Annotated in this window: 17 protein-coding genes; 2 read left to right on the top strand and 15 right to left on the bottom strand. The window is 33.5% G+C overall.

The window, feature by feature from the left end; genetic code table 11:
• Window position 1 precedes the first annotated feature (1 nt).
• From JNUCC83_RS03705 to tyrS, 4 genes are all read right to left on the bottom strand, one after another.
• The gene (locus tag JNUCC83_RS03705) at window positions 2-646 is read right to left on the bottom strand and encodes an amino acid ABC transporter permease (RefSeq protein ID WP_454460880.1); all 645 of its coding nucleotides are present in this window, start codon (window positions 644-646) and stop codon (window positions 2-4) included.
• A gap of 20 nt (window positions 647-666) precedes the next feature.
• Window positions 667-1,461, bottom strand: coding sequence for a transporter substrate-binding domain-containing protein (locus tag JNUCC83_RS03700; RefSeq protein ID WP_454460879.1), 795 nt, complete (start codon window positions 1,459-1,461; stop codon window positions 667-669).
• A gap of 12 nt (window positions 1,462-1,473) precedes the next feature.
• Complete coding sequence (locus tag JNUCC83_RS03695; RefSeq protein ID WP_454460878.1) at window positions 1,474-2,205, bottom strand: amino acid ABC transporter ATP-binding protein; 732 nt, start codon at window positions 2,203-2,205, stop codon at window positions 1,474-1,476.
• Between the two features lie 326 nt (window positions 2,206-2,531).
• Window positions 2,532-3,794, bottom strand: coding sequence for a tyrosine--tRNA ligase (gene tyrS, locus JNUCC83_RS03690; RefSeq protein WP_454460877.1), 1,263 nt, complete (start codon window positions 3,792-3,794; stop codon window positions 2,532-2,534).
• Window positions 3,795-3,961: 167 nt separating this feature from the next.
• Here tyrS and JNUCC83_RS03685 point away from each other — a divergent pair, with 167 nt between their 5' ends.
• Complete coding sequence (locus JNUCC83_RS03685; RefSeq protein ID WP_454460876.1) at window positions 3,962-6,304, top strand: transglycosylase domain-containing protein; 2,343 nt, start codon at window positions 3,962-3,964, stop codon at window positions 6,302-6,304.
• Between the two features lie 202 nt (window positions 6,305-6,506).
• Here JNUCC83_RS03685 and glyS read toward each other — a convergent pair whose 3' ends face one another.
• From glyS to JNUCC83_RS03630, 11 genes are all read right to left on the bottom strand, one after another.
• Complete coding sequence (gene glyS / locus JNUCC83_RS03680; protein WP_454460875.1) at window positions 6,507-8,582, bottom strand: glycine--tRNA ligase subunit beta; 2,076 nt, start codon at window positions 8,580-8,582, stop codon at window positions 6,507-6,509.
• The gene (gene glyQ, locus JNUCC83_RS03675; protein ID WP_454460874.1) at window positions 8,575-9,480 is read right to left on the bottom strand and encodes a glycine--tRNA ligase subunit alpha; all 906 of its coding nucleotides are present in this window, start codon (window positions 9,478-9,480) and stop codon (window positions 8,575-8,577) included. The genes glyS and glyQ overlap by 8 nt, the downstream gene beginning before the upstream one ends.
• 243 nt (window positions 9,481-9,723) lie before the next feature.
• Window positions 9,724-10,527 carry a DNA repair protein RecO gene (gene recO, locus JNUCC83_RS03670; protein ID WP_454460873.1) on the bottom strand — a complete coding sequence of 268 codons (804 nt, stop codon included), beginning with the start codon at window positions 10,525-10,527 and terminating at the stop codon, window positions 9,724-9,726.
• A gap of 44 nt (window positions 10,528-10,571) precedes the next feature.
• On the bottom strand, window positions 10,572-11,477 hold the full coding sequence (era, locus tag JNUCC83_RS03665; RefSeq protein ID WP_454460872.1) for a GTPase Era: 906 nt from the start codon (window positions 11,475-11,477) through the stop codon (window positions 10,572-10,574).
• A gap of 18 nt (window positions 11,478-11,495) precedes the next feature.
• Window positions 11,496-11,888 (bottom strand): diacylglycerol kinase family protein, encoded by a 393-nt coding sequence (locus JNUCC83_RS03660; RefSeq protein ID WP_454461322.1) that lies wholly within the window; start codon window positions 11,886-11,888, stop codon window positions 11,496-11,498.
• Window positions 11,872-12,348: an rRNA maturation RNase YbeY gene (gene ybeY / locus JNUCC83_RS03655; protein WP_454460871.1), complete on the bottom strand. Its 477-nt coding sequence runs from the start codon at window positions 12,346-12,348 to the stop codon at window positions 11,872-11,874. Before ybeY ends, JNUCC83_RS03660 begins: the two co-directional genes overlap by 17 nt.
• A 3-nt stretch (window positions 12,349-12,351) precedes the next feature.
• Window positions 12,352-14,523 (bottom strand): HD family phosphohydrolase, encoded by a 2,172-nt coding sequence (locus JNUCC83_RS03650; RefSeq protein WP_454460870.1) that lies wholly within the window; start codon window positions 14,521-14,523, stop codon window positions 12,352-12,354.
• A gap of 22 nt (window positions 14,524-14,545) precedes the next feature.
• Complete coding sequence (locus JNUCC83_RS03645; RefSeq protein WP_454460869.1) at window positions 14,546-15,499, bottom strand: PhoH family protein; 954 nt, start codon at window positions 15,497-15,499, stop codon at window positions 14,546-14,548.
• 176 nt (window positions 15,500-15,675) lie between these two features.
• Window positions 15,676-16,119, bottom strand: coding sequence for a GatB/YqeY domain-containing protein (locus JNUCC83_RS03640; RefSeq protein WP_454460868.1), 444 nt, complete (start codon window positions 16,117-16,119; stop codon window positions 15,676-15,678).
• Between the two features lie 23 nt (window positions 16,120-16,142).
• The gene (gene rpsU, locus JNUCC83_RS03635) at window positions 16,143-16,319 is read right to left on the bottom strand and encodes a 30S ribosomal protein S21 (protein WP_071456767.1); all 177 of its coding nucleotides are present in this window, start codon (window positions 16,317-16,319) and stop codon (window positions 16,143-16,145) included.
• Between the two features lie 116 nt (window positions 16,320-16,435).
• Entirely contained in the window at window positions 16,436-16,831 is a 396-nt protein-coding gene (locus JNUCC83_RS03630) for a Fur family transcriptional regulator (protein WP_454461321.1), read from the bottom strand.
• 125 nt (window positions 16,832-16,956) lie between these two features.
• Between JNUCC83_RS03630 and JNUCC83_RS03625 the strand changes: the two genes are divergently transcribed.
• Window positions 16,957-17,790 carry a pyruvate, water dikinase regulatory protein gene (locus JNUCC83_RS03625; RefSeq protein WP_454460867.1) on the top strand — a complete coding sequence of 278 codons (834 nt, stop codon included), beginning with the start codon at window positions 16,957-16,959 and terminating at the stop codon, window positions 17,788-17,790.
• Window positions 17,791-17,858: the final 68 nt, after the last annotated feature.

Raw genomic sequence — 17,858 nt, 5'->3', positions numbered from 1 at the left:
TTTAGTTTGTTGCAACTCGTGTTTCAATATATCTCATCAAGTAAGATAAAGGCATGGTCATTAATAAATAAATTAAACCAATCAGTGTATATGTTCCTAGTGTATTAAATGTTGTGCTAGCAATTAAATCTCCAGCATACATTAAGTCTGCTCCGGTAACCATAGCTAGTATAGATGAATTTTTTACTAGGTTGATAAACTGATTTCCTAATGACGGTAGCGAAATTTTAAATGCTTGAGGCAACACGATGTAAAACATGATTTGAATGTAACTAAGTCCTTGTGACATTCCCGCTTCTTTTTGTCCCTTTGATACAGCTTCTATACCAGATCTAACAGTGTCTGCAATAAAAGCTGACGTATAAAGAGTTAAACCAATTGTCCCTGAAGTAATGCCATCAAATTTAAACCCATATAAAGGTAAAACAACGAAGAAAAACATCACGACGATCAATAGGGGAATATTCCGAAAAAAGTTAACATATATATTTCCTATTTTTTTAACCCATTTTTTAGTGGAAACTTGTAGCATCGCCATAATCGTCCCAATAATCAAACTACATATCAATGCAATAATACTAGCTGTCAGCGTGACTTTTAATCCAGCTAAAATATCTTGATGGTAGTTATTCCAAATTTCTAACATGTTCTCATCTCCTTTGCCTGTTAGTCTTTAATCCATTTTTTATAAATTTTGTCGTATGTCCCATCTTGATGCATGTCTGCTAAGATACTATTAACTTCTTTAACAAGTTGTGTTTGACCCTTATTAAACGCAATACCATATGGCTCTTTGGTAAAATTACCACCGACTAGCTCGTAATCAGGATTCTCTGAAGCCATCCCTAAAAGTATACTATTGTCCGTGGTCATTGCATCTCCTTGTCCTGATTGAAGAGCAGTGAACGCTTCAGCATAGTTTTCTAACTCTAATACTTTGACATCTGGCGCTTTTTTCTTCACATTAATGGCAGAAGTTGAACCTTTTACAGCTAAGACTATTTTATCTTTTGTTAAATCATCGACGCTTTTTATGTCACTCCCTTTTTTTACGAGTAATGATTGTCCAGCATCAAAATAAACATCAGAGAAATCAACCTGTTTTTTCCGTTCATCACTAATAGTCATAGTTGCTATAATGGCATCAATGTTTCCATTTTTTAGTAATGGGATTCTTGTTTTTGAGGTTACCTCAACAAATTCAGCTTTTTTCTCATCACCTAATAAACGTTTAGTGATTTCTTTTGCAATATCAATATCAAATCCCTCAACTTCTCTTTTCTCAATATTCATCAAACCGAAAAGCTTGGTATCGTATTTCACACCCCAAACCATTTTATCTTTTTCTTTAATCTTATCTAATACATTCATTTCAGAGACACTCTTAGCCCCGCATCCTCCAAGTAAAAAAATAAATGCAAGGAAGACTGACATAATGTAAACACCGTACTTTCTTTTCATACGCCTTTCCTCCTAATGACTAATAATTTTACTTAAAAACTGTTTTGCTCTCTCATCTTTAGGATCATCAAAGAAAGCTTCTGACTCACGGTCTTCTAAAATTTCGCCATCAGCCATAAATATCACTCGATCAGCTACTTCTCTAGCAAATCCCATCTCATGAGTCACGACAACCATCGTCATACCAGAATCTTTTGCTAATGATTTCATAACATCTAACACTTCTCCTACCATCTCTGGGTCAAGTGCTGACGTTGGTTCATCAAATAACATGTAATCAGGTGTCATAGCTAAACTTCTAGCAATCGCCACACGTTGTTGTTGACCACCTGATAGTTGGGATGGATAAGAGTCTTTTTTATCAAACATCCCCACACGTTTTAATAACTTTTCTGCTCGTTCATTAGCCGATTGTTTATCTAAGCCTAATACTTTAATTGGTGCTAGAGTGACATTTTCTAGCACGGTCATATTGGCATATAAATTAAAAGACTGAAATACCATCCCTAAGTTCTTTCTTACCTCATTTAAATTAGTTTTTGGATCAAAAATATTTGTCCCGTCTACAATCAATTCACCTGTAGTGATTTCCTCTAACGCATTGATACAACGTAACATCGTACTTTTCCCTGATCCTGAAGGACCTAATACAACAACCACTTCGCCTGTCTCTATGGTTAAATTAATATCTTTTAACGCATGAAACTCCCCGTAATATTTTTCTACATTTTTAAATGTAATCATTGTTAAAACTCCTTTCTTACATCATGATGATAAATAACCATCATTTCTCATTAAAAACTAATTTATTTCTATTAAGAATTAATTATATACTCAAAACTTTATAGTTGTAAAGGTTTCTTAAATGAAAATTTCTGAAAACTTTATTAAAATGAATGTTTTTTTTAAAACATTTTATTTAATAAAGATTATTAAATAAAATAATGAAGTACTTATTTATCATTATTCTCTCTATATTATCTAGTTAAAAAAAGAAAAAACTTAAGAAAAAAAGATGTTTACCATCATTTTTTCTTAAGTTAAATGAAGACACTATTGACGAAAATTACTTAAAATTTTAAAAGAAAATATTTTTTCTTTCCACGTCGGACAACAATAAATTCATTCTCAATTTTATCTTGATCAGATAATACATAATCTAATTCTTGAATTCTGTCACCATTAATATAAATAGCACCATTCTGCACATCTTCACGTGCTTGACGTTTTGATGATTCAATTCCAGAATTCACAAGTAATTCCACTAGATTTAAATCATCACTAGTTGTTACTTCATAACTAGGAACATCTTTAAATCCTTGTTTAATTTCCTCACCAGTCAATTCTTTGATGTCTCCACTAAACAATGCTTTGGAAATTTTGACAGCTTGTTCATACGCTTGCTCACCATGTACTAAGATAGTAACTTCTTTAGCCAAAGCTTTTTGCGCCGCTCTTTCATGAGGTGATTCATTAAATTCTTTTTCAATTTCAGCTATCTCATCTAATGATAAAAATGTAAAATATTTTAAGAATTGAATGGCATCGCGATCATCTGTATTCAACCAAAACTGGTAAAATTCATATGGAGATGTCTTATCAGCATCTAGCCACACAGCATTTCCTTCTGTTTTACCAAATTTTGTTCCGTCAGCTTTTTTAATTAATGGCATGGTTAAACCATATCCTTGGACTTCTTTTTCACGACGTAACAACTCAATTCCAGATGTAATATTTCCCCACTGATCACTACCACCTAATTGAAGTTTTACGCCTTCAGTCTCATATAATTTTAAGAAATCATATGCTTGAAGTAATTGGTAAGCAAATTCTGTATAAGAAATTCCAGTTTCAATACGACGTTTCACACTCTCTTTACTCATCATATAATTAATTGTAAAGTTTTTACCAACATCTCTTAAGAAATCAATCATAGTTATATTTGTTAACCAATCAGCATTGTTCGCTAAAATTGCTGGATTAATATTATCCTCAAAATTAATAAAACGAGATAATTGATTTTTTAGACTATTTGCCCAAGATTGGACAATTTCTGTAGAGTTTAAACTGCGTTCAGCATCTTTAAATGACGGATCTCCAATCATTCCTGTTCCTCCACCGACAAGTGCTACAGGAACATGTCCTCTTTCTTGAAATCGTTTTAACGTTAATACTGGTAATAAATGACCGATGTGTAAACTATCTGCTGTCGGATCAAAACCAATATACAACTTAACAGACTCTTCATTCAATAATTTTTCTAATGCTTTTTCGTCAGTCATTTGATAGACCAGACCACGATCCTTTAATTCTGATAAAAAACTCGTTGTCATATTAGTTCCTCCTTATTTTTATTCATCTTTAATCTTAACCTATTCAATTCATAAAAGAAAGATGAAAATACCATTTTTATCATTGAAAAATAAAACAATTTGACTAAGTATAATAAATAATTGTAAAATAATATAATTGAGCACATTATTTTAGATGAGGTGATAAATTGAATGAGGACAATAAGTTTGATGGTCCAATTGAGGAAGAAAATCAAATAAGTTCAACCGAAACACAGCATCATTGGCCCTTTGTCGTCAATGTTACATACAGAGTGTTACGGTCATTGTTTATAGTAGCCATTATTATTATCCTAGCAGTAGGTACACTTGGCATCGGAACTGGTATTGGCTATTTTGCATCCCTAGCCAAAACTGTTGACGTTCCTGATAAAGAAGATTTAACAAAAAAAATTTCTGATTTAGATCAACAATCCAGCATAACCTATGCAGATGGTTCGCTCATCTCAGTCATAAAATCTGACTTGATTAGAACAAACGTAACATCAGATAATATCTCAAACTTTATTAAAGAAGCCCTCGTATCAACAGAAGATGAAAACTTTTATCAACATCATGGTATTGTCCCAAAGGCAATTGCTAGAGCAACCTTATCTGATGTAATTGGTATTGGAAGTAAATCTGGTGGGTCTACTATCACTCAGCAATTAGTCAAACAACAAGTGCTGACAAATGAAACATCTTATAGAAGAAAAGTATCAGAGATTATGTTGGCTCTCAAAACTGAAAAATTTATGTCAAAAGATGACATATTAAGTGCTTACCTTAATGTGTCGCCGTTTGGTCGAAATAATCATGGTGAAAATATCGCTGGCATTGAAGAAGCAGCTCTGGGAATTTTTGGTGTGCATGCCAGTGAGGTAACTTTGCCGCAAGCCGCCTTTTTAGCCGGACTACCTCAAAGTCCGATTGAATATTCACCCTACACTAACGATGCCCAGTTGAAAGAAGATTTAACACCTGGATTAACTAGGAAAAATGACGTTTTATTTAACATGTATCGTGAAAAAATCATTACAAAAGAAGAATATGAAGCTGCAAAAAATTATGATTTAACAAAAGATTTTATTGCACCAAGTCCTAAAGTAGATACAGAAAATGGATTTTTATATACTTACTTATATGATGAAGCTGCACGTGTCTTAATGCCAAATTACTACGAAGCTGATGGTTACTCAAAAGAAGATATCGATGCTTCCAATGAACTATTTAACCAATACTTTGAACGGGCAAAAAAAGATATTAGTCGTTCTGGTTATACCATTCACTCTACCATCGACAAAAACACTCATGATGCTATGCAAGATGCCGTCGCTAACTTTGGCTACCTACTAGATGATGGTAGTGGAAAGTTACTTGAAACCGGTAGCGTGCTAATGGACAATCAAACTGGAAGAATTTACGGATTTATTGGCGGTCGGGATTATAGTCAAAACCAAAATAACCATGCATTCCAAACAAGACGTTCTCCTGGTTCTACGATGAAACCAATATTAGCTTATGCGCCTGCGATTGATAATGGAATCATTGGTTCCGAATCAAAATTATCGGATTATCCATTAAAATATAAAAATGGTCAAGAAGTGAAAAATTATTCTGACACAGGAAGTAACTCCTTTAAATCCGTCAGAGAATCGTTAAAATGGTCGCTTAACATACCAGTAGTTAACTTATACAAAGATATGTTAGAACATGTCGATCCAAAACAATACTTTGACAAAATGAATATTGGACTAAATCCGGATGAATTTTACCGAGAATCTATTCCTTTAGGAGGAACGGACTACGGTTTAACTGTCTTAGAAGAAACCGAAGCTTATGCAACATTAGCTAACAAAGGTGAGTACAACAAAGGATACTCCATTGAAAAAATCACGAATGAAAAAGGCGAAACTGTTTATGAGCATACTAAAGAACCAACCCAAGTCTTTAAACCAGCTACAGCCTCCATTATGAATGATATGATGAGAGATGTTTTAAAAAGCGGAACAGGGAAACCAGCACAAGAAGCTTTACAATCTGTTAACCCAACACTTGCACGAGCAGACTGGGTTGGAAAAACAGGAACATCCGAATTAGAAAAAGATTATTGGTTTACGGCTTCAACTCCTGGTGTTACAATGAGCAGTTGGATTGGTTATGATGATAATACAAAAATGAATTCAACTTGGAATAAACAAAACATGGTTTACTGGTCTTATATGACTAACTATGTTTACCAAAGAAACCCTGATATTTTTAAAGCTAATGAAAAATTCACACTTGATTCTTCTGTTAAGAAAGAAAAAGTTGTCGAATTTACTGGTGAAAAAGTTGGAACAGTTAAAGTTGATAACCAACAAATAAATTTAAAGGGGGCAAAAGAAGTTGACAGTCTATACGCCACAGACGGAGCAAAAGACAGCACATTTAAATTCGGTATTGGTGGTACCGATGCGAACTATAAAGATGCATGGAAATCATTTAGTAAAACAACAAATAGCAAACGATAAATATAATTAATTGGAGAAATAAAGGGAACTGTAGTGAGCCCTAAAAATTATACTTTTTGGAGTAGAGAAATCTACTCCTTTTTTGTATGTTTTGAAAAAACCACCCGTATAACAGGTAGTTTTCAAAACATACAAAAAAACACCCCAAAAGTTAGATTTTTTGGTCTAACTTTTGGGGTGCACTACAAGTCCCACTCTTTTTCTATTTCACAATTAAACGATCTAAACTAGCAAATGACAAAGCGATATTAGCAATAATTTTTAATTGATTCAAACGATTATTTCTAACAGCTTCATCTTCTGCCATGACCATTGTGTCTTCAAAATATGCTTCAATCAATGGATTTAAGTTGCGTAACTCTTCATACAATTCATTAAGTGTCAAGTCACCAACTTTTTCAGAAACTGAAAGAATGGCATCATATAATTTTTTCTCTGATTCATTTTCAAACAATTCAGGATCAACAATACCGATTTCTTCATCTTCAGCCTTATTAGATAAATTAATTACACGAGTTAATGATTCTATTGTTGGTCTAAAGTCATTTTCTTGGGCATGATTAACAAGTATATCTGCTGTTTCAAACATAGTATGCAAGTTTTCTTGTCGACTTTCTAATACCGCTTCAATAATATCGTGGCGAATGTGTTTCCCACCAAACCATTGTTTCATACGACCTTTAATAAATTCTGTTAATACGTCATCATCTGAATCAATACTTAAACCAAATCGTTCACTATCATTATTGATTAATTCTTTCATTTGTTGTTGTAATCGGACAATCGGGAAATCCCAACCTTTGGCTTCAATGATGCGAATGATGCCATAAGCTTGTCTTCTTAGCGCGTATGGGTCATTAGATCCTTTAGGCATTAAACCAACTGCAAAGAAAGATAATAAAGTGTCAGACTTATCTGCGATAGCTAACACAGCTCCTACGTTTGTTTCAGGCAACTCCCCATCACTTGATTTTGGCAAATAGTGTTCACGAATCGCTGTCGCAACACCGTCACTTTCACCTTTTAATTTAGCGTATTTTTCTCCAATAATTCCTTGTAATTCTGGAAATTCATCGACCATTAATGTCACTAAATCAAATTTATAAATTTGTGCGGCACGTTTTAAATCGTTCATCTCTGCATCACTCAATCCAACAGATGTTCCGATTAACTTAGAAATAGCTGATACACGCTGCATTTTTTCATACATTGAACCAATTTTTTCATGGAATGTCACTGATTTTAATTTTTGCACATAATCTTCAATAGATGATTTTAAATCTTCTTCATAGAAAAACTCCGCATCTTCTAAACGAGCTTGAAGTACTTTTTCGTTTCCTTTTATAACATTGTCAATATAATCAGAGTTTCCATTTCTAACAGACACAAAATGATTTAATAATTGACCCTCATTATCCAATACTTCAAAATAACGTTGATGTTCTTTCATTGATGTAATCAACACTTCTGACGGTAAAGATAAATAATTTTCTTGGAAATCCCCCACAAATACAGTAGGGTATTCAACTAAATTAACAACCTCTTCTAATAAATCAGCATCTTGTGGAATCATCCATTGGTTTGCTTCTTCAATCTCTATAATTTGTTTACTAATTTTATCTTGACGAATCACAGGATTCACAATAACAAATTGCTCTTCTAAAGATGTTTCGTAATCAGATGAGTGATTAATTGTCGCAACTTTTCCTAAGAAACGATGTCCACGAGATGTGTTTGAACTATTGATGCCAAACAATGACATAGGGATAATTTTATCTTCAAGTAACGCCACTAACCAATGTACTGGACGGATAAAGCGGTAGTTCCCTTCTCCCCATGTCATACTAATCGGAAATGTTAGGTGTGCTGCAACATCAGTTAACCCTGGTAAGATAGTTTCTACAGATTGTCCTTCAATAAATTTATCAACAAAGACATACTCAACATCTTTAATTGTTTCAAAATATAAATCCTCTGTTGTGGCACCTTGACCTTTTGCAAAACCTATTGCTGCTTTTGTCCAATTGCCATCAGCATCTTGTGCAATTTTTTTTGCAGGACCTTTTGCTTTTTCTTCGATATTTTCTTGTTTATCAGCTAGCCCATTAACACGAATCGCAAAACGTCTTGGCGTAGAAAATACTTCTATATTGTCAAACGATACACGGTTTTCATTTAAATAATCTGCCGCTTTTTTAGCAAATTGTTTTGATGTTGGTGTTACTAAATGAGCAGGTACTTCTTCTAGTCCTACTTCTAATAAAAATTGTTTACTCATGGTTATCCCCCTCCACTGATCCTTTTAATAATGGGAATCCTAATTTTTCACGTTCTTCAACAAAACCCTTAGCCAATGCACGTGCCATATTACGAATTCTCGCTAAGTATCCAGCTCTTTCAGTAACAGACACTGCACCTCTAGCATCAAGTAAGTTAAACATATGACTACATTTTAAAACATAATCATAAGCAGGGTGAATCAAACCTAATTCTATCGCACGTTTTGCTTCCTTCTCATAACTATTAAACAACGATAATAATAAATCTTGGTCACTTTGTTCAAATGAATAAACTGAATGTTCATATTCTGGCTGAACAAAAATTTCGCCATATTTAACGCCTTTTGTCCATTCTAACTCATACACACTCTCAACTTCTTGAATATAAGAAGCCAAACGTTCCAATCCATATGTAATTTCTGATGTGACAGGTTTACATTCTAATCCACCCACTTGTTGGAAATAAGTAAACTGAGTGATTTCCATGCCATCTAACCAAACTTCCCAACCTAATCCAGCACAACCCATTGATGGATTTTCCCAGTTATCTTCAACAAAACGAATATCGTGTTGCAATGGGTCAATCCCCAATACCTTTAGACTATCTAAATATAATTCTTGGATGTTTTCTGGTGAAGGTTTCATCACTACTTGAAATTGATGATGTTGGTACAAACGATTTGGATTATCTCCATATCGGCCATCAGCTGGTCGACGTGATGGTTCAACATATGCTGCATTCCAAGGTTCAGGTCCAATCGCACGTAAAAACGTATACGGACTCATTGTACCGGCCCCTTTTTCCGTATCGTATGCTTGCATCAACATACAACCTTGATTTGACCAATAATTTTGTAGAGCTAAAATCATTTCTTGTATGGTTAATTTTTGACTCATTGTTTCTCCTCCTATTTTTTATATAATAAAAAGCCCCTATGCTTGATAATAATCTATCAAACATAGGGACGACTATTCGCGGTTCCACCCTACTTCCGTTTTCACGGCAGCTTCATTTCAAACACTCCAGAGTGCCTTCAAAATGTTTACTAATACTTGGCTCACACTACCCCAAATTCGCTTCATTTAGTCAATACATTTCTACTTAGTTCTTTCAACGTGTCTATATAAGTTGTCTTTATTTTAATGGGTATTGTCTTGTTTGTCAATTTTGTTTTCTCGTTTTGGAATCAATTCTTGCCAATTTTGCATGTCATCAATAAATTTCTTGCTTTTTAGATGTATTCCCACATACTCTTCATAGATTGAATCAATCACTTGTCTTATTTGTTGCTTTGTCTTATCAGATAAATTAATACTTTTTATCTGCTCAAAGCTGATATGATTAAACAATCTGATAAAATGCAACGCTCTTGGAGAATAATGAAATCGTCGTTCATCCATCAACCAATGTTTTTGGCACAAGACACCATGATATTTATCAGAAAAATCAAAAGGCTCTTCTTGGCTCCCACAAATGGCGCACGACGTAAAATTAAGTTGTATGCCAAATCGTTGAAGGAGTTGAATTTCAAAAATATTAGTGATAATTTCTGCGTCATAACCTTCATCAATAAGGGTCAAAGAATCTTTTAAAAAACCAAATAAGAAAGGGTCATATACATTATCATCAATCGCAGCATCACTTAAATTAAGAATATATGTCGCATAAGCTGACAAAAAAATATCTTGTTGAATCGAAAAAAATGGGTGAATATCCTTGGCTGAATTTAAAAATGACAGCCCCTCATCTTTTAAATCACCAATATAAGTTGCCATAGTAAAGGGTTGAACAGCTGAGTTGATTTGACTATTCTTTTTATTCGCATGACGGACAAAAAACATTCGTTTTCCACTAGATTCCGTAAATATTTTTACTAATTTATCACTTTCACGGTAATTCCTAGAAAATAAAACTAGCCCATTTACTTCTTGCGGACCTCTCACCACAGCACCTCCTTAAAGAATAAAAAACATGGAAACATCCATGTTTAATAATCTGTTTCTCTATAGCCGTAATTTTGTAAATCACGACGTTTGTCTCGCCAATTTTTTTGAACTTTTACCCAAAGTTCTAAAAAGACTTTATCGCCTAATAAATTCTCGATATCTTTACGACTTTTTGTTCCAATATTTTTAAGCATTTTACCGCCTTTACCAATAATAATCCCTTTTTGGCTATCTCGTTCGACGATAATTGTTGCTTGAATGTGGATTTTGTCATGATCATCACGTTTCATACTTTCTGTTACTACTGCAACAGAATGGGGTACTTCTTGTTCTGTTAACTGCAATACTTTTTCACGAATAAGTTCTGACACAATAAAGTATTCTGGATGATCGGTTACTTGATCCTCTGGGAAAAACTGAGGACCTTCTGGCATATCATTCACCAACGTTTCAAGTAGTCGCTCCACATTATTTCCTTCTGTTGCAGAAATCGGTACTATTTCTTTGAAGTCTAATTCTTGACGATAATCATCAATAATTGGTAATAAGTCATCTGGATGAACAGTATCAATCTTATTAATGACTAAATACACTGGTGCATCAGCTTTTTTTAAACGCTCAATGATAAAATCATCTCCACGACCTCTTGGCATATCTGCACTTACCATAAATAAAATAGCATCCACTTCTCGTAACGCACTATAAGCTGTTTCCACCATAAAGTCACCTAATTTATTTTTAGGCTTATGAATTCCTGGTGTGTCGATAAAAACAATTTGTGCTTCTTTTGTTGTATAGATTCCTTGAATTTTATTTCGCGTTGTTTGAGCTTTATTACTCATAATAGCAATTTTTTGAGCCACTATTCTGTTTAATAATGTTGATTTTCCAACATTTGGTCGCCCAACAATAGCGACAAACCCTGATTTAAAATTTTGTTCTGACATGTATACTGTCCTTTCTTATTACCTAATCCATTCTATTATTTTTGGTAAAAATACGATACTTCCAACAAACACAGCGAAAAAAGCACTAATAAGAACCATTCCCGCAGCCATGTCTTTCACTTTTTTAGCTAATGGATGATACGTTTTTTCTGTCACCAAGTCAACTAACACTTCAAAGGCTGTATTAATCATTTCAGCCATTAAGACTAAGACAATAGCAAAAACTAGCCATACCCATTCGTTTAAAGAAAGATGACATAATAACCCTAAGATAATTGCTCCACTTCCTAAAAGTAAATGGTATGTCATGTTTCTTTCTTCTTTGACAACAGTTTTGAACCCATTTAACGCATGAACAACTGATTGAAGAAAACATCTGTTTTTTTCCGTTTGCTTATCGTTCCAAGCCATAATCATCCAATATCTTTCTTTGTAAGTCAAACATCTCTTTCTCATCTTCTTCGTTCATGTGATCATAGCCATTTAAATGAAGAAATCCGTGTACTACCAAAAATCCAAGTTCTCTATCAAATGAATGATTGTATTCTTGCGCCTGTTCTTTGGTTCGATCAACTGAAATAAACAAATCACCGATATTTCTTGGTAATCCAAGCTCTTCCAAATCAAATTCAAAACCAGATAAATCATCTTCTTCTAATGCAAAACTGATAACATCAGTCGGACGATCTTTTTGACGATGTTCTTTGTTTATTTGATGAATTTCTTCATCATCAACAAAAGTAATTGACATTTCAGTATTTTCAGGTAATTGTATCGCATCATTTTTTGCTGCAAATTCAACAATATTTGACACAAAGTCTAGTTGATTTTGTGAAAGTGACTCTGTTTTATCTAGGAGTACCAAGTCCATAAGTTAAATCCTTCTTTCTTCTTGTTCTTGCTTCATTTTTTCTGCTTCTGATTTCATTTTCGGATATTTAATACGAGAATGGAAGGTTGAACACAAGCCATCTACTAGTGATTTCTCAATAATCGCAATTTCATCAAGTGTTAGGCCTGATTCATTTAACTGACCATCTTCCAATCGTGATTGAATTAAATTATGAACAAATTCCTTAATCTTATCATTTGTTGGATGATCCATCGCTCTAACAGCCGCTTCAGCACTATCTGCAATATTTATGACTCCGGCTTCACGTGATTGTGGTTTTGGTCCGGGATATCTAAAGGCTTCTTCAGTTGTTTCTGGGTTTCTTTCCTGCTCTTTAATAAAGAAATATTTCATCAACGTGGTTCCATGGTGTTGTTGACATACATCAATGACAAATTGTGGCATACCGGCTTCTTTTAAAATTTTCACACCATCTGTCACATGACTGAATATAATTTCTTTACTATCTGATGGTAACAAGAAATTATGAGGATTTTCTGCGCCATCTGGTAAATTTTCAACGAAAAAGTTCGCGTGTTTTATTTTTCCAACATCATGATAATAACTAGCCACGCGAGTTAAGAGTGAATTACCACCAATTTGCGCCACAGCATTTGCACTTAAACTAGCTACCATCATACTATGATGATATGTTCCTGGTGCTTCTTCCAACAATTGTTTCAACAATGGTTGATTTGGATTACTTAACTCGTTTAAAACAATCACACTATCATCTGTTAAAAGAAGTTCAATGTATGGGTATAAACCAATGGATAAGATAAACGAGAATAACCCACTACCTGTTGAAATAAACAGCGTAGTAATAGAACGACTATCACCAATATTAAATCCTTGATAAATAACTAATACTGCCATAAACAGAATAGGCATGATAATAAGTAAAAAGAAAGCTTCTTTTAACTGTGCTCCTATTCGTTTATTAACTAAAAAGGTCGAAACAAATGCAGAAAACATATAGAATAATGAAATAACTAACAGTGAAGTTGTCCCAGCCAAATTATAGAAAATAAAAATAGAAAAAATGGCTTGAAACATTCCCATTAGTAAACCCCATCGCTTATCTAAGAACATGTATAAAATAACTGAGCCAAATGCCGCTGGAAATAGTAGTGAGACATTACTTAAACTATCCTTTTGGAACAAGTATAACAACTTCATAAATAGCACACTGACAGTGATAGCTATTGCATATAGCGTCACACTTTTTACATGTAATTCTCTTGGCGAATGGCGCAAAATATAAATCACTAATATAGCCTGTAATAAAATGGCTAAAATCATAGATAGTAAGGGAGATGTTGACGTCGATTGATTGGTTAATCCAAGTAACTTGATTTTCTCCATTGCTTTAGAATCAATCTGTTCTCCTTCACGTACAATAATTTCACCTTGATAAATCATCACAGGAAGCACATTGTTTTTTGCGCTCTCTTTCATTGCTTCCGTGGTCTTATCATTCACCACTTCATTGACAACGATTGCTTTATCAAAGATCATCACAAGTAAGTTTAGCTCTTGTGAGTCTAATTCATCATACTGCACTAATTCTTTAGCATTTTGTTTTTCAGCCTGTAATGTTGAATTTCTAATATGTTTAGATAAAATGGTTTGTAACGTCTCCTCTGCAAACTTTTCTAATTTATCTAAATCGCTGGTAGATAATTCTAGCAATTGCTCATAAAATGTGTCAGGAAAAGATTGAAAAAAAGCAATATCATTTTGATTAAACTTTTCAAAATTAGATTTTAGCATGGGTAATTTATCTTCAACTGTTGGCTTTGTACTAGTTTTTTTATCGGTGTATTGCTTTTCAGCTGTTTCATTTACTTGCTTTACTAAGTCAAAAATAGTTTTGACATATTCTATTTGTTTGGCTTCAACATCTGGATTATATGTGTACTCAGGTGTCACGCTTTCCATCGCTAATTTTTGTTTTTCCTTAGTTTCATTCTTATTCTCAATTGTTTTATTTGCACGAATGGTTTCACTAGACAGTTGACCAACTTTATATGTTACTTGTTTTTGTCTAACGCTACCAAACATTAAACCAAACATGATTAAAGACATCAAAAATAGAATTAGAGGTGTATAGTATTTACCAAGTAAACTAGGTACTTGTTGTATTTTTTTCATTTACCTCACTCCTTTTTCCCCTTTAGTTGTCTGCATACGCCTTAATAATATCAGCAACAACCGGATGTCTCACAACATCTTCAGCTGAAAATTCAATAAATGTGATATTTTTAATCCCTCTTAAAATTTTTTCTGCATGAACAAGCCCACTTTCTACCCCACGTGGCAAGTCAATCTGGGTTTTATCTCCATTGATAATCATTTTAGAACGATTTCCTAGACGTGTTAAAAACATCTTCATTTGAGCATTTGTCGTATTTTGAGCTTCATCTAATATGACAAACGCTTCTTCTAACGTACGTCCTCTCATATAAGCTAAAGGAGCTATTTCAATTACTCCCCTATCCATCAAACGTGTCGTATGCTCCATCCCTAAAATTTGATATAACGCATCATATACTGGCCTTAAATATGGATTAACTTTTTCTTGTAAATCTCCAGGAAGAAATCCAAGATTTTCACCCGCTTCAACGGCAGGTCGTGTTAAGATAATTTTCTCTACCTCACCTTTTTTAAGCGCACTCACAGCCATAACGACAGCTAAAAATGTTTTTCCTGTCCCAGCTGGACCAATACCAAATGTTACATCATTTTTCTTGATGGCATTTATATACCTTTTCTGTCCATCATTTTTTACTCTGATTGGGTTTCCTTTATTGTCCTTTAATAAAGCATGTTCATACAGACTAAAAAATGTGTCTAATTGACCTTTTTTAGCGAGATGAATAGCTGTTAGCAAATCGCTACTTGTGATTTTGTGTCCTCTTAATATAAGTTGTTGTATGGCTGTTAATATGTCTTGAACCATAGAAACATTTTCTACGCTTCCTGATAAATGAACAACTTCTCCTCGCGAAGAAATCGATACATGTAAATAATCCTCTAGTAATTTGATGTGTTTATCATGTGTACCAAACAAATCATTGCTTTCAATATTTTTATCTAACATAAAAACTAGTGTTGTTTCTGACGTCAATAACTACAGCTCCTTCATTATCTTATACCCTAAATAATACCATAATATACAAATAAAAAAAATAACGACGGTTGTTGTACTAAAAGTATCATTTAAATAAAAAAGAAGATAGTGACTAAATATCACTATCTTCTAAAAAATCTTTTCATACACAAACGATAAAGAAACTTAATGACCTATGCTAGGCTTGCTTTTACTAAAGAGTTGACAGTTTGACCATCAGCTTTTCCTTTAATTTTAGGCATAACAACACCCATTACTTTTCCGAAATCTTTCATTGATGACGCACCTGTTTCATCTATAGCAGATTGAATAATTGAACGTAATTCATCTTCAGTTAATTGTTCAGGCATATAGCGATCAACAATTTTTATTTCAGCAGAAACTTTTTCAACTAGATCATCACGATCAGCATCCTTAAATTCCTGTAAAGAATCTTTACGTTGTTTCATCTCTCTAGATAACACGGTTAATTCTTCATCGGGTGATAAAGAATCTCCCTTTTTGATTTCCTCATTTTGAATAGAAGATTTCATCATCCGTAAAACAGATAACGTTTCTTTATCTTTTGCTTTCATCGCTACTTTGATATCATTGTTTAACCTATTCAATAGAGTCATAATATCAGATCCATTCATTAAAACTAGTATTTTTTACGTTTTCTTGCAGCTTCAGACTTTTTCTTGCGTTTAACACTTGGTTTTTCGTAGTATTCACGCTTGCGGTACTCCTGTAAAGTACCAGTTTTTGAAACGGAACGTTTGAAGCGACGAAGAGCGTCATCTAATGATTCGTTTTTACGAACAACAGTTTTTGACATATAAATCCCTCCCTCCAAACTTTTTGGTAACCGTTTTTTATATAAAGTAATATTAAACAAAAAACTGTTCACAATATATTATATCTAATTGAGTTTTTCTCGTCAACTACCTATTGTTAATTTTTTAAACAATTCTCGCATTTACCTAAAATTTCAAACTTATGACCTTCAATTAAACAGCCCGGAAGTTGTTCTTGAAACATATCCATTGGACACATATGTATTTCACGAGTAGCTCCACAAGATGTACATATAAAGTGATGATGGTGATGTTCACCGTGAACATCGCAATGAAATCGATATCTTTTTTCACCCTGTAGTTCTGTTTCTTCTAAAATATTTAATTCAGCAAAGTCACGTAAATTTCGATAGATCGTATCATAACTAACCCCTTGATATTTACTATTCATAAAATTAAACACATCAAGAGCTGCAACATAACGATTTTCATCGATGAGAAAAGAAAGGATATCCGAACGTTTTTGAGTATACTTTAATCCATTGTCTTTCATTATTGTTATGGCTTGTTCTAATTCTTTTTGCAAATCTTTCCCCTCACTTTGTAATAATCACCGTTTAGGATATATTATATGCTATAATTTATATAAAGTAAAAACATTAAGGATGTGACGTGCTTATGACCGATCAACGTATCAGTATATTTATTATTTCTGATTCGGCAGGAGAAACGGCTTCAAAATTAGCTCAGGCTTCTATGGCTCAATATGAAGATGCTAAGATAAAAATTCAAATCGTTAAACGTGCGTTTATTTATCGAGAAGATGAACTAATCAACGCTCTTGAAGAAGCAAAAGCAGTTGATGCTATCGTATTACACACACTCGTTTCTAAAGACTTAGTTAACATTGCCAATAATTATGGCAAAGAACATCATCTTTTTACTATTGATGTTCTTTCAGGGCTAGTAGGGGAACTATCAAGACGAACTGGATTAGAACCAAGTCGTTTGCCCGGTGCTATGCACTTTTTAAGCAAAAACTATTTTGAAAGAATTAGTGCCATGGAGTTTGCAGTAAAATACGACGATGGAAAAAATCCTAAAGGATTTTTAGAAGCTGATATTTTGTTATTAGGTGTTTCTCGTACATCAAAAACACCACTCAGTTTATTTTTAGCCAATAAAAATTTAAAAGTCGCTAATTTACCTCTAATACCTGAAGCTCACATACCGCCTCAATTATGGGATGTTGACCCGAAAAAAATTGTTGGTCTGACAAATAATCCTAAAGTATTAAATCGTATTCGTCGTGAACGAATGAAATCGTATGGTCTAAACCCAGATACTGCATATTCTGACATCGATAAAATAAAACGCGAACTCGATTTTGCCAATGATTTATATAAAAAATTAGGATGTTTAGTTATCAATGTGGCTCAATTATCAATTGAAGAAACGGCTTCAATCATTCTAAGTGAATTAAATATTGAAGATACCAGTTACTTTGGATAAAAAAGGCTAATAAAAAATGGCTTAATTAACAAAAAATCACACGAAGTCAATGTTTAATTATACTGATT

The organism is Vagococcus sp. JNUCC 83 (assembly GCF_053667615.1).
The sequence above is the reverse complement of the archived record's forward strand: the minus strand, read 5'-3'. Positions and strand labels throughout refer to the sequence as shown.

What these genes read in the sequence shown, in the direction of transcription:
- JNUCC83_RS03705 (WP_454460880.1), bottom strand. Translation starts at nt 646, where the DNA reads ATGTTAGAAATTTGGAATAACTACCATCAAGATATTTTAGCTGGATTA.
- JNUCC83_RS03700 (WP_454460879.1), bottom strand. Translation starts at nt 1,461, where the DNA reads ATGAAAAGAAAGTACGGTGTTTACATTATGTCAGTCTTCCTTGCATTT.
- JNUCC83_RS03695 (WP_454460878.1), bottom strand. Translation starts at nt 2,205, where the DNA reads ATGATTACATTTAAAAATGTAGAAAAATATTACGGGGAGTTTCATGCG.
- tyrS (WP_454460877.1), bottom strand. Translation starts at nt 3,794, where the DNA reads ATGACAACGAGTTTTTTATCAGAATTAAAGGATCGTGGTCTGGTCTAT.
- glyS (WP_454460875.1), bottom strand. Translation starts at nt 8,582, where the DNA reads ATGAGTAAACAATTTTTATTAGAAGTAGGACTAGAAGAAGTACCTGCT.
- glyQ (WP_454460874.1), bottom strand. Translation starts at nt 9,480, where the DNA reads ATGAGTCAAAAATTAACCATACAAGAAATGATTTTAGCTCTACAAAAT.
- era (WP_454460872.1), bottom strand. Translation starts at nt 11,477, where the DNA reads ATGTCAGAACAAAATTTTAAATCAGGGTTTGTCGCTATTGTTGGGCGA.
- JNUCC83_RS03660 (WP_454461322.1), bottom strand. Translation starts at nt 11,888, where the DNA reads ATGGCTTGGAACGATAAGCAAACGGAAAAAAACAGATGTTTTCTTCAA.
- ybeY (WP_454460871.1), bottom strand. Translation starts at nt 12,348, where the DNA reads ATGGACTTGGTACTCCTAGATAAAACAGAGTCACTTTCACAAAATCAA.
- JNUCC83_RS03650 (WP_454460870.1), bottom strand. Translation starts at nt 14,523, where the DNA reads ATGAAAAAAATACAACAAGTACCTAGTTTACTTGGTAAATACTATACA.
- JNUCC83_RS03640 (WP_454460868.1), bottom strand. Translation starts at nt 16,119, where the DNA reads ATGACTCTATTGAATAGGTTAAACAATGATATCAAAGTAGCGATGAAA.
- rpsU (WP_071456767.1), bottom strand. Translation starts at nt 16,319, where the DNA reads ATGTCAAAAACTGTTGTTCGTAAAAACGAATCATTAGATGACGCTCTT.
- JNUCC83_RS03630 (WP_454461321.1), bottom strand. Translation starts at nt 16,831, where the DNA reads ATGAAAGACAATGGATTAAAGTATACTCAAAAACGTTCGGATATCCTT.
- JNUCC83_RS03625 (WP_454460867.1), top strand. Translation starts at nt 16,957, where the DNA reads ATGACCGATCAACGTATCAGTATATTTATTATTTCTGATTCGGCAGGA.